This window comes from Parabacteroides sp. PF5-9 (assembly GCF_029893105.1).
In the GTDB taxonomy this organism is placed as follows: Bacteria; Bacteroidota; Bacteroidia; order Bacteroidales; family Tannerellaceae; genus JARXWG01.
Genome location: NZ_JARXWG010000022.1, coordinates 1 through 13,758, shown reverse-complemented (window position 1 = coordinate 13,758; position 13,758 = coordinate 1). Strand labels below are relative to the sequence as shown.

8 protein-coding genes are annotated in these 13,758 nt (G+C 41.0%); 3 read left to right on the top strand and 5 right to left on the bottom strand.

The window, feature by feature from the left end; all coding sequences use genetic code 11:
- Window positions 1-2 precede the first annotated feature (2 nt).
- Complete coding sequence (gene mutY, locus M2135_RS12415) at window positions 3-1,094, bottom strand: A/G-specific adenine glycosylase (protein WP_280748874.1); 1,092 nt, start codon at window positions 1,092-1,094, stop codon at window positions 3-5.
- A gap of 176 nt (window positions 1,095-1,270) precedes the next feature.
- Here mutY and M2135_RS12410 point away from each other — a divergent pair, with 176 nt between their 5' ends.
- Window positions 1,271-1,552, top strand: coding sequence for an HU family DNA-binding protein (locus M2135_RS12410; RefSeq protein WP_280748833.1), 282 nt, complete (start codon window positions 1,271-1,273; stop codon window positions 1,550-1,552).
- 226 nt (window positions 1,553-1,778) lie between these two features.
- A complete protein-coding gene (locus M2135_RS12405) occupies window positions 1,779-3,350 on the top strand; it encodes an Rne/Rng family ribonuclease (RefSeq protein WP_280748832.1) in 1,572 nt (523 codons plus the stop codon).
- Between the two features lie 405 nt (window positions 3,351-3,755).
- Here the strand turns inward: M2135_RS12405 and M2135_RS12400 are convergent, their stop codons facing one another.
- Genes M2135_RS12400 through mfd form a run of 4 tightly spaced genes read right to left on the bottom strand, consistent with a single transcriptional unit; the run spans window position 3,756 to window position 12,599 of the window.
- The gene (locus M2135_RS12400) at window positions 3,756-4,679 is read right to left on the bottom strand and encodes an endonuclease/exonuclease/phosphatase family protein (RefSeq protein WP_280748831.1); all 924 of its coding nucleotides are present in this window, start codon (window positions 4,677-4,679) and stop codon (window positions 3,756-3,758) included.
- A gap of 13 nt (window positions 4,680-4,692) precedes the next feature.
- A complete protein-coding gene (locus M2135_RS12395) occupies window positions 4,693-7,293 on the bottom strand; it encodes a glycoside hydrolase family 2 protein (protein ID WP_348537116.1) in 2,601 nt (866 codons plus the stop codon).
- A 14-nt stretch (window positions 7,294-7,307) separates the two neighbouring features.
- A complete protein-coding gene (locus M2135_RS12390; protein ID WP_280748829.1) occupies window positions 7,308-9,206 on the bottom strand; it encodes an AMP-binding protein in 1,899 nt (632 codons plus the stop codon).
- Window positions 9,207-9,236: 30 nt separating this feature from the next.
- A complete protein-coding gene (gene mfd, locus M2135_RS12385; protein ID WP_280748828.1) occupies window positions 9,237-12,599 on the bottom strand; it encodes a transcription-repair coupling factor in 3,363 nt (1,120 codons plus the stop codon).
- Window positions 12,600-12,776: 177 nt separating this feature from the next.
- Between mfd and M2135_RS12380 the strand changes: the two genes are divergently transcribed.
- Complete coding sequence (locus M2135_RS12380; protein WP_280748827.1) at window positions 12,777-13,520, top strand: polyprenol monophosphomannose synthase; 744 nt, start codon at window positions 12,777-12,779, stop codon at window positions 13,518-13,520.
- Window positions 13,521-13,758 lie beyond the last annotated feature (238 nt).

Genomic DNA, 13,758 nt, shown 5'->3' with positions numbered 1-13,758 from the left:
AATTAGTCTGGCAACTTTCTATCCAAATTCTCTAAATAAATATGTATCAGCCGAGGAATAGCATACTGATCAATATCCTGCTGTAAAACACGCAAATAATTATCCAACGAATCCAACTGCCCGTTCAACTCTACACGATAAAAACGAGCATACAACACCTGATGTGAAAGAACATGTTTTATAGGAAGATTTGATGTTGAAATAGTCAATCGTCCCGCCTGTCGAAACAGTTCCTGAAAAGCAGCCGTCTGCTGTAGCTGACTGAAATCCATTGGAGACTCTGTTTCTATCAATGGAAATTCATAAAGACCATTCCATATATCTTTACCTTCACGCCGATGAAGCCAGGTATAACCATTATATACAATGTAGAAATAATGAAAATACCGATTTCGTGTTTTTGTTTTATGCCGTTTAACAGGATAGTTTTGTACCTCACCGGAAGCATAGGCTATACAGATATTCATTAACGGACAAATCAGACATTCCGGATTACGAGGAACACACTGTAATGCACCAAATTCCATAATAGCCTGGTTGTGTACTCCCGCATATTGCGGATCAAGTATACTGCCAGCCAAATCGAAAAAGATTTTTTTACCCGCAGTAGTATCAACAGGCGTATCAATGGCAAATAAACGCGCCAAGACACGAAAAACATTTCCGTCAACCACCGGACAAGGTTGATTCCAGACAAAAGAAGCGATTGCCGCAGCCGTATACTCCCCTATTCCCCTCAAGGATAAAATAGTCTTATAATCAGCAGGGAATATGCCATCATACTTTTCAACAATCATTTTTGCCGCCGTATGCATATTTCTGGCCCGACTATAATAACCAAGTCCTTGCCAATATTTTAACACATCATCTTCTGAGGCGTTGGCCAAAGAGGAGATATCCGGAAAACGTCCGGTAAAACGTTCGAAATAATCTTTTCCTTGATCGACACGGGTCTGCTGAAGAATAATTTCAGACACCCATATAATATATGGATCCGTCGACTTCCGCCAAGGCAAGTCTCTCTTATGCTTATCATACCATATTATCAGCATTTTACTGATAAATCCGGCTTCATTTACTGGCGCTTTTTTCATCGAACTCTCACAGATAACTACGATAATTCTTACAAACATAAGGAGTTAAAATGAGAAGGAAACTCTTTTTTCTAAAAAATTGCAAGACAATTGTTTTTACACTTAAATAAAAAGCTATATATTTGCAATCCAAAAAATTAATAGTCCAGTAAGAATAATATTTTAATTTTAGAGACATGACTAAAGCAGACATTGTAAGCGAAATTTCAAAAAGCACCGGGATTGATAAATCAACGGTATTAGCCAGTGTGGAATCTTTTATGGAGATCGTAAAAGAGTCGTTGGCACAAGGTGATAATGTATACCTGAGAGGTTTTGGTAGCTTTATCGTAAAGAAAAGAGCTCAGAAAACAGCTCGTAATATTTCAAAAAATACAACGATCATCATACCGGAGCACAATATTCCGTCTTTCAAACCAGCGAAGACGTTTATCAACGACGTAAAGAATCATAAATAATTATAAATCAATAAAATCTATTCAAGATGCCAAGCGGAAAGAAAAGAAAAAGACATAAGATGTCAACGCACAAGCGTAAAAAAAGACTAAAGAAGAATAGACATAAGAAGAAATAAGTGTGTCTATTTACACGAAACGACAAAGAACAAACTTAATAAATGACCTTTTAAGTTTGTTCTTTCTGTATGTATAAAGGTCATCGTTTAAAACACCCTGTTTATTATCAGTGATTAGTGAATTAGTAGTTGACGTAAAGCCCAAAGAGGTTTCTATTGCCGTTTTAGAAGACAAAAATCTTGTGGAACTTCAGAAAGAAGCACGCAATGTTTCGTTTGCTGTTGGCGATATCTACCTTGGTAAAGTAAAAAAACTGATGCCCGGGCTAAATGCTGCTTTCATTGATGTAGGATATAAAAAGGATGCATTTCTTCACTATCAGGACTTAGGTCCACATTTCAACACCCAGCAGAAATTCCTGAAACAGACATTGGGCGATCCAAAGAAAACACCTTTAATCGCAAAAACGCAGATATTACCGGAGATCGAAAAAAACGGTAGTATCAGTGATGTGCTTAAGGTCGGTCAGGAAGTGTTGGTTCAAATAGCCAAAGAACCCATATCAACCAAAGGCCCCCGATTAACTTCCGAGCTCTCTTTTGCCGGAAGATACATCGTGCTTATCCCTTTTTCTGATAAGGTTTCCGTATCCACAAAAATCAAATCAAGCGAAGAACGGGCACGTTTACGCCAATTAATCCAAAGTATTAAACCGAAGAATTTCAGCGTAATCGTTCGTACCTCTTCGGAAGGTAAACGTGTTGCCGAACTCGATCACGAACTCAGAACATTAGTTAAACGTTGGGAAGATAATATTGCCAAAGTACCTAAAGCCAAAATTCCTGCTATTGTCTATGAAGAGACAGCTCGTACAGTTGCTTTATTACGAGACATTTTTAACCCATCTTTCCAGAACATTCACGTCAACGACAAAGATGTGTACAATAGCGTGCGCGACTATGTCAGCCTAATCGCCCCCGGACGTGAAAATATCGTACAGCTGTATGGCGGAGAACTTCCCATCTTCGACAATTTCGGTATAACCAAACAGATCAAATCGTTATTTGGCCGTACAGTAACTTATAAAAGTGGAGCATATCTTATCATCGAACATACCGAAGCCATGCATGTGATAGACGTAAATAGCGGCAATCGCTCTAAAGGCAGTGATGCCCAAGAGAAAACAGCTATCGACGTAAATATGACAGCAGCAGATGAAATTGCACGACAATTAAGACTTCGTGATTTAGGAGGAATCATTGTCGTAGACTTCATTGATATGGGAGAAGCTGGCAACCGGCAAAAGCTATTTGAACATATGTCGAAAGCCATGGTAAACGACCGGGCCAAGCATAACATTTTACCTTTAAGCAAGTTCGGATTGATGCAGATCACCCGCCAACGGGTTCGTCCGGAGATGGATGTCGATACGTCCGAAGCTTGCCCAACCTGTTTTGGTTCAGGAACAGCACAACCTTCTATTCTATTTACGGAAAGCCTAGAAGGCAAAATTGACTGTCTGGTAAACAAACATAATGTGAAGAAATTCACCCTGCACGTACATCCTTATGTCGCAGCGTTTGTGAATAAGGGGTTAATGCCCCTGAGCATGAAGTGGAAATTAAAGTACACTCATAGCCTGAAAGTTATTCCCGATCAGAGCCTGGGATTTCTTGAGTACAAGTTTTATGATACCGACAAGAATGAACTGGATATGAAAGAGGAAAAAGAGATTAAATAATTCTCTTTTGAGAATATACTTACCAAATAAGGCAACTCTGTTTTTAGAGTTGCCTTATTTTTTTATAGAAAAACAGCACAAAGCCTACTGGAAAAGATCATATACTCCGACTATGTATTGTTTCGCTTCATGCGAGATCAAAGTCAAAAAAAATCGCCCTATTCATCGACCATTTCACAACACAATACAATTGTATGCAGACCATTTTACAGATTCATCACGATAGATAAAGTATATCCTAATGAACACTTTTCTGTTAGAGGTACGTCTAAATTTGTTTAGAGGTAGGTGTAAATACATTTAGAGGTACGTCTAAATCATTTTAGACGTACCTCTAACAGAAAACAGACCTACCTTCGTCAAAAAAAATCAGACTGCTTTAAAAAAAACGATTCAAACCCCTTCTCAAAACAATACAAAAGAAGAAAGAACAGCCCGGTGATCAGAGGGAAAATCTGCAAATGAAATATCCGCTCCTGGCCCCTCCTCTCCTACTAATTGAGCATTTACCAACTGGATCTTCTCTCCGCCGCTATAAAACACAAAATCTATACGATCCATGACCTCTACATAGGCTTCTGTTTCAGGAATCGGTGTCCAGGTATATCCTGGCTGTTCTACTTCATCCGTATAAAAAGTACGATAAGAATCGATCAGTCCGCCTTTTTCCATAAAGGCTTGAGTGGAAGGCCATACAACCGGCAATTTACATAATTCGGCTTCAACAGCCTTTGCCGTCCAATCCAAACAGGAGGGTTCATTGAAGTCGCCCGTCAAAAAGATCGGATAACCTTCTTTCCGAACCTCCAGTATATCTGATATATTCATCTCTACATCAGCCTTTCGGGTTGATAAAGCTGAAGCTATCGCCTCCTCTGCCGTGGCCAATAATGGCGCTCCGCAATAGTGTATTCCATTCAATTGATAGGGTTCATAAGGGCAATACATCAGATGCACATTAAACATCCAGACAAACTGATTATCACTCAGCTGTATTTTCACCCCTAACCTGTTTGCCGAATGCCCGATAATAGGATATCGGGAAACAACTGATCGCCCTCCACCTAAGTCAGACGAATACCAACCCAGACTATCTGCCAGATAGACAGCCATATTTTTTTCATCCCGGAACGATTCCTGAACACCGATAATATCCGCTCCGCTTTCAAAGAAAACACGACCGGTTGCCTCAACTGATTTTCCTCCACCATGCCAGATATTAAAACTCATGACCTTCAGCGACAAAGGGCCGTTTTCTTGCTTCGGTTTGCAGGATAAATGAGAAAAAAAGAAGGGTAATAACAGTAACGAACAAAAAAACTGCTTCATAAAATCATATCTTTTAATACGCATCCGCAATACTTTCACTCTTCAGCTGTTTGTCGAAAGTAGCCTTATCCAATGTTGTCGTTACATGAATTGTTTTGCTTTCGCCTGGCAACAGGTCAAAATAATTATCCGAAAAGAAATTATCGATTCCTTCTATACTCAAAAAGAGGCCACGGGCAAATGTCTGACTGCTTAGAGTCACATCATAACCATCGCCATTTGCGACAGAACTCATCCGGATATCAGCTTTGGGGAATTCAATATCTTTATACCGGCTAAGGAAATAATTATTTGAATATGTTTTACCACTATTTCCATTTTCTATAAAATCTGCTGCAACAACAAGTTCGTTCTGATTCTTCCCTTTTAACAATTCATCCAATGGGGTGTTAAAATGCACTTTACTTGCATTAATGGGTAAAGAGACATTTTGTTTTTTCTGGAAGATGATATTTCCCTGTAAATCCATTATCCGAACCCGAAGTGTTCCTTTGGCCGACTTTAAGCGATCAGACACGATATAAATCTTCAAACGACCCTCTTCGTTGATCGGAGAGACAAGAATATCTTCAAATGCTTTTTTGGCAAAATAGTGCTGCGCCTTCCAACGGCCATAATAATCACGGCTCGACCAGGAGGCTACTGGCCAACAATCGTTGTGTTGCCAATATAAAGTACCCATACAATAGGGCATATCCCGACGATGCGCTTCAATCGCTGTTTTTATCGCATCACCTTGTAACAACTGCCCCATATACAGGAAGTTCGGAAAATCTTTTGGTTTGCGATATTCATTCAACAGATACCACTCAATCAATCCATTGGCATGACTACCACCCCGCTGATGAGCCATCATCACATCCGAATAGATATCGTGATCTCGCTTTTCAGGTGCATACTTCAACACCGACTGATATTCGGGGAATGATTGAAAACCATATTCTGAAAAGAAACGAGAGCGAATTTTATTGTAATTGGCAATTGAGTCGCGGGCATGCCATACGCCCCAATAATGTGCATCACCATTTGGATTCCACAAGACCTGCCCTGTTTCGCAACGCTCATCCGGCTCCCCTCCGTATGGAGAAGAAGGCCAGTAGAATGCTGTCGGATCATACATTTCTACCACTTCCGGCAACACCCCATGAAAGACATCTTTATAATCTTTCCGCATCTCTCCCAATACACCCAATTTTTCATACTTCTGCATCCAGCCCCAATTAAACCAGGCTGTATGAATTTCATTATTCCCACACCATATAGCGAGACTTGGATGATTGCGTAAACGGATCACATTATCTATCGCTTCCTGACGGATATTTTCTAACAGATCGGGAGTCATCGGATAGGTTGCACAAGCAAACATAAAGTCCTGCCAAACCAGTATACCGTATTTATCACACAGATCATAGAAAATTTTGTTTTCATAAATACCTCCTCCCCAGATACGAAGCATATTCATATTGGCGTTGACCGCATCCAGAATTGTTTTTTCATAACGTTCGTCTGTTACGCGGGGCAAAAAGTTATCCTGAGGAATATAGTTAGCACCTTTGGCAAACACCTTTACTCCATTCAGTTCAAAATGAAAAGTATGCCCTTCCACATCTTTTTCATGAACGACTTTCAGGCTGCGGATTCCGATATCATCTTCTTTAGAATCTGCGATTTCACCGTCGATTATCAACGTAGCCTTAAACGGATACAAGTGCGCTTTTCCTAAACCATTCGACCACCATAATTGCGGATTATCGATCACCAGCTCATTCTCGATCAGATTCACTCCTTTTGTCAATTGCACATTTTTTGTCCATACCTTTTCAATGCCTTCTGCCTGAATCGTCCATGTAGCCTGACACGCTTTATCGGCTATCACCTGGGTTTTTGTTTTGATATTTGCCCGGCGAGCCGTCACACGCTCCTGCATATAATGAATATGATCGATGCGTGCACTGTTCCACCCTACCAGATAGACAGGACGCCATATCCCACTGGTCACAATACGCGGCCCCCAGTCCCATCCATAATGATATCCGGCTTTCCGGGCAAAGACTCCAACCTTTTTATCAAAAACACCTCCATTTTCCGATTGGTCATTTGCCGATTCTATCGGGTATTTCAAGGCATCAAATTTCGGAGTATCGACTTTTATCGGCGAATGAAAATAGATACGTAACTCATTATCGCCTCTTTTCAACAGACTTTTCACATCTACCCGCCACTCGCGGAACATATTATCTGCCCGGAGTATACACGAGTCATTCAGGTAGACATCAGCATAAGTGTCTAAGCCTTTAAAATCAAGTTCAATATTCTCTTTTGAAAATAGTTCGGGCGAAACAGTAAGCGTTGTTTTATACTCCCAGTCTTCCTTGTCGACCCACTGGATCCCTCTTTCGTTCAACCGAAAAAAGGGATCTTCGATAATTCCATTATCCATCAAGTCCGACTGAACCACCCCCGGAACAGTGGCGGGATACCAATTATTCCCTCTCACCTGCTTGAAAGTCCAACCTGTCGATATTTCCTGCTTGACTAATTTTTCAGCCAACAACGGAGCCGTTGTTATCCATGCGCTACCCAGCAGCACAAACAAAATCATTTTTGCCCTCATAAAAATGTTACTTATTAAATTGATGCTATATTTTTGACGTTATATGGATTTTTCCCTTCCGGAGTATACAGATGATCAATACGATCGGCATACTTCGTTTCGACTTTCCCTCTTACTATTTTAAGGGAACTGTTCACCAACCCGTTCTGTTCGGTAAATGCTTCCGGTAAAACGGCAAAAGCTGCGGGTAACCAGCGATCAGGAAACATCGAGGCAAACTCCCCTCCTTTTCTAAAACGGTCTAATTGATGTTGAATGACTTTCAAAGCAGCTTCTTTTCCTTCAATAGAGTCCGGGTCAAGATGCTGATGCGATAAATGCCGATTTAATCGTTCTTTATTGGGTACGATCAAGGCTACTGTATACGGATTCTGGTTGTTATATAAAATGATCTGATCGATTGTTGAAGAGTGTTCAACCAATGCTTCTTCGATGCCTTCCGGACTATATTTTTCGCCATCACTACCTATCAAAAGACTCTTAAAACGGCCAAGCACATATAATAATCCGTCTTGACTCATATAGCCCATATCACCCGTATACAGCCAACCATCCCTAACCGTTTCTGCGGTGGATACAGGGTTTTTCCAATATCCAGACATCACATTCTCACCACGCACAACGATCTCTCCTTTCTCTCCGATCGGTAGTTCTTTCCCTTCAATGTCACAAATTTTTACATCAAGCGGTTGAACAAGCACCCCGCTACTTCCGAATTTGTGACGGTACGGACCATTTGTTGATATCACAGGAGTCGCTTCACTCAAACCATACCCCTGATACATCGGCAAACCGATCGCATAATAAAATTTTTGCAGATCTTTATCCAACAACGCTCCGCCACCGATGAAAAACTTCAATTCCCCACCAAAATTCTCACGTATTTTCGAGAAAATAATCGTATCAAATAAAGTGATAAACGGCTTCAGTATAAAACGCCAGCCCCTGCCTTTGTCATCTCCATCACCATTATAGATATATCCGATTTTCAATCCGAGATGATAAAGACGCATCGCCATTTTCCCTTTCGCCCGGATACCCTGTTCGATATTCTTTTTGAAATTTTTCGCCAGAGCAGGTACACTCAAGATCAAATAAGGTTTGAATTCTTTGATGTTGATTGGAATGTTTTTTAACGTTTCCATTCCGGTTTTTCCGACTTGAACAGTAGCTACAGATGCTCCCTTATGCATAAAAATATAAAAACCGACGACGTGTGCAAAACAGTGATCTAATGGAAGAATAATTAATGTCCGCCAGCTTTCATCAATATCGACACAACTTAATGCCTGCTCTACATTTGCCGTATAATTACGATGGGTCAATACAACACCTTTCGGATCAGCAGTCGTTCCGGATGTGTAGGTGATAGTCGCATAATCATCATTTTGTAAAGATTGTCCGATCTTAAGAAATTCATCTAACGGATGAGTTTCCAAATACGCTTTACCCATCTCTATAAGCGTAGATAAAGGGATCTCTTTGTCTTCATAATTCGCCTGTTCATCGAAGATTATCACCTTCTCAACTAATGGAAGTTGATTCATTATGCCCCGGATTTTCTTCAATTGATTGCCGGACACCATGAGATATTTTACATCGGCATGAAGCAAACGAAACAGTAAATCGTTGGCCTCCTCCAGTTTGATAGACAAAGGGACATTTGTAGCACCAGCATAAAACATCGCCAACTCGCCAATGATCCAGGCGTTACGTCCTTCACTAAGCAACGCCATATTATCTCCTTTTTTTACGCCTAATGCCACTAAACCTGCACCTAATGCATAAACCTGTTCTTTTACCTGTGTGTAGGTGGTTGCTTCAAACTGATCGGCAGTTTTTTCCCATAAGAAAGGATTATCCGGATATCGACTAACGGATGTTTCAAAGAAGTCTACTAATGTCTTTTTCATGGCTTATCTATGATTAATTCGTAATTATTTTCAAACATGTACAGGTTGTGGCTTCTCTATTTCTTCCAGAATAAGACATGCGTTCTCCACTGTCGGTACATTTTTTATACTGATGCTTCGCTTACTATTCTGCTCTTTTAAATTACATACTCTCGGATGATGTTGTACATATCTCAGCAACTTATCGAAAGCTTCACTTTGATAATACGGGCTTTCCGAATTTGAGACTAAAAACAGACTCATCTGGCCTTTTTTAAGTACCACCTTTTCTATTCCGAGATTCTTGGCCATACGGCGTAAACGAACAATACGTATCAACTCTTTGCCTTCTTTCGGAATCTGCCCAAACCGATCCTTCAACCGCTCGGTAAAGGTCAGAATATCACGCTCCTGTTCCATATTATCCAGTTCTCGATAAAGTGTTATCCGTTCCGAATCGTTGGGTATATAAGTCGGTGGAAACATCAGTTCCAGATCGCTTTCAATATACGTTTCACGCACATACGCCTTCCCGCTATCCGGGATATTATCAGCCGAATCCTTATACAAATCGGCAAACTCCTCCTGTTTTAATTCATCGACAGCCTCTTCCAGGATTTTTTGATAGGTCTCATAGCCCAAATCAGCGATGAAACCGCTCTGTTCAGCACCTAACATGTTCCCTGCCCCACGGATATCCAGATCTTGCATCGCAATATGGATACCACTTCCTAATTCGGAAAAGTTCTCTATTGCCTGTAAACGACGACGAGACTCCTGCGTCAGTGTTGAAAGTGGCGGAGAAAGCAGATAACAGAACGCTTTCCGGTTACTACGTCCCACACGTCCACGCAGCTGATGCAAATCCGACAGACCAAATTGGTGGGCATTATTGATGATAATCGTATTAGCATTTGATACATCAATCCCATTTTCCACAATACTGGTCGCAATCAATACATCACATTCATAATTGACAAAATCAAGAATTACTTTTTCCAAAACCTTCGGATCCATTTGTCCATGTCCGATTGCTATACGGGCATCAGGAACTTCGCGTTTGATCAAAGTCTCTATCTCATGAATATTCTGAATCCGGTTGTTGATAAAATAGACCTGTCCGTTACGGCTCATTTCGAAGTTGATCGCTTCACGGATAATATCCGGGTTAAAACGTTCCACTTCGGTCTGAACCGGATAACGATTGGGAGGAGGAGTTGTAATATTACTCAAATCGCGGGCGCCCATCAATGAGAATTGTAGTGTTCGTGGAATAGGAGTTGCCGTCATCGTCAATGTATCCACATTAGTTTTCATCTGACGCAATTTCTCTTTCACCGACACGCCGAATTTCTGTTCCTCATCGATAATCAACAAACCCAGATCTTTAAATTGAACGTCTTTGCTCACAATTCGGTGTGTGCCGATCAGTATATCGACTTTGCCTTCTTTTACCTGCTGCAACACCTCTTTGATCTGTCCAGCAGTACGCGCCCGGCTGATATATTCGATTTTACAGGGGAAATCTTTCAACCGCTCCGCAAAAGTCTGATAGTGCTGAAACGCCAATACTGTCGTTGGAACAAGCACAGCCACCTGTTTATTATCTGTCACCGCTTTAAATGCGGCACGAATAGCGATCTCCGTTTTGCCAAAACCGACGTCCCCACAAATCAGACGATCCATCGGACGGAGGTTTTCCATATCCCCTTTCACATCCGCTGTTGCTTTCATCTGATCAGGCGTATCTTCATATATAAAGCTGGCTTCCAGTTCATTCTGGAGATAGGTATCCGAAGTAAAAGCAAATCCGGTTTCTTGTTTTCGTTTGGAATAGAGCAGTATCAGATCGCGGGCAATATCTTTGACCTTTGTCTTCGTCCGCTCTTTCATCTTCTCCCATGCCCCTGTACCGAGTTTGTTCAGCTTAGGAGGTTCACCACTATCTTTTCCTTTATATTTGGACAGTTTATGCAAGGAGTGAATACTGACAAAAATAGCATCATTATTCTGATAGATCAATTTGATCACTTCCTGGATCTTTCCATTAACCTCCATCCGAACCAATCCGCCGAATTGCCCGACTCCATGATCAATATGAACGATATAGTCACCGGATGTAAATTGATTCAACTCTTTCAATGAAAGAGTGATTTTGCCACTACGTGCTTTATCGCTTTTCAAGCTAAATTTATGAAAACGATCAAACAGCTGATGATCGGTGAAAAGGCATATTTTTAACGTATCGTCCGAAAATCCCTCATGAATTGTTTTATTCACTGGTGTAAACGGAATATCATCTTCCCGGTCTTCGAATATCATCCGGATGCGGGAGGTTTGCTTTTCGACATCGCTGAGAATATAAATGGTATATCCTTTTTCCAAATAGGCATGGAAAGAGTCGCTAACCAAACTGAAATTCTTATGAAAGATCGGTTGTGGCTGTGTAGCAAACTGAATCGCAGCGTCAGCCACCCCCATTGGTTTTGCTCCAAAATAAATACGATTGAAATTTACGACAGTACGAAGAAATGATTCATCCGTGATCAATCGACTCCGCATCTTTTCCTGACTGCCAAAAGATGCTTCATCTCCTGTCATCGGTTCTTCATTCCATAAACTACCGATTCGTTCCTTGCACCAAGCCAGATCTGTTGCCGCCAGGATCGTATCTCCCGGCAATGCTTCCAAGAGCGAGGTGTTCGCCTGGCTATTTTTACTCATCTCCGGTACGATATAGATATGGTCAAGTCTTTCTTTCGACAACTGTGTTTCTACGTCAAACGTTCGGATAGTCTCAACCTCATCTCCAAAAAAGTCGATCCGATAAGGATACTCATGAGAAAAAGAATACACATCCAGAATACTCCCTCGCAGTGCATACTGTCCCGGCTCATACACATAATCAACTTGCTCGAACCCATATTGATCCAAGAGATCCGAGACAAACATATTATCCAATTTCTCCCCGGCATGTATCTGAAGCGTATTCTCCTTCAATATATCCTGCGCAACGACCTTCTCGGCCAATGCATCCGGATAGGTCACAAGCACAAAAGGCAAACCGGGGTTTTGCAAGACACTCAGCACCTCCGTGCGTAAAATCTCATTGGCCGGATCAACATGTCCGTATTTAATGGATCGCCGGTAAGCCGAAGGGAAAAAATAAACACTACTGCTGCCTGTCAGCTGAATCAGATCGTGATAAAAATAACCCGCTTCCTCCAAATCATTTAAGACACACACATAACACCCTCTCTCTTTTATAAAAAGAGAAGCTATAACCATTGCCGCCCCAGAACCGCCAAGTCCTTTCAGAAAAATTGTACGGGTCGTATCGTTTTGTATGAGCGTTTCTAATGCAGCTATTTGTGGATGAGCGGCATATATACTAAGTAATTGTTGTACTTCCAAACTAATACATTCTTTATGCAAAGGTAGGTATTTTGTACAAAATAGAAGTCAGGAAAGCCTTAAATGAATTAAAATGCGTACCTTCGCGTTCTTAGACAAGATATAGAAAAAGAGAAGTCCAGTTTAAACCGTCCCTTGTATTGATTCAACTAAAATTGAGAACGAAATTGTATAATGATGGCAGATAGTATTGTTATAATCCCGACTTACAACGAAAAAGAGAACATTGAAAATATTATCCGCGCCGTATTTGGCCTGGAAAAATTATTTCATATATTAATTATTGACGACGGCTCACCAGATGGCACAGCCGATATTGTGCGTTCCCTCCAGAGGGAATTCCCTGAGCGCCTTTTCTTAGTTGAGCGTCAAGGCAAACAAGGCTTGGGAACCGCTTATATCTGTGGTTTCAAGTGGGCCTTAGAACACCAATATGCATACATTTTTGAGATGGATGCTGATTTTAGCCACAACCCGAAAGATTTACCCCGTTTATATGAAGCATGTACGGAACAAGGCGCTGATGTAGCTGTTGGCTCCCGTTATATTAAAGGAGTAAATGTGGTAAACTGGCCGTTAGGACGTGTACTGATGTCTTATTTCGCCTCTGTTTATGTCCGGATGATTACCGGAATGCATATCAAAGATACCACAGCCGGTTTCAAATGCTATCGCCGTCAGGTACTGGAAACAATCGAATTAGACAAGATCCATTTTAAAGGATATGCCTTCCAGGTCGAAATGAAATTCACTGCCTATAAATGCGGATTTAAAATCATAGAAGTACCTATTGTCTTTATCAACCGTGTTTTAGGGGTTTCAAAAATGAACTCTTCTATTTTCGGAGAAGCATTGTTCGGCGTCCTTAAACTGAAATGGTGGAGTTTCTTCCGCAAATACCCACAGAAAAAAGTCCAATAAGAGCCAAGGCCTCTATAGCCTATATCGAATAATAAGAATAACTGGATGGAGGATGTCCCAAAAGTCAGAAAGTTATTTGATCTCGTAATAAATTGCAACCCCAAAAAGTCCAAAGGACTTTAATGTACATAACCCCGGGTGAAACCCAGTCATGTTCGGAAGACTTTCTGCCAGCCAGTGTATGCCTGATTTGTTTACTGCTTTTTGCCTGATCTGTAAAAAGTGTTCTTTTTTACGG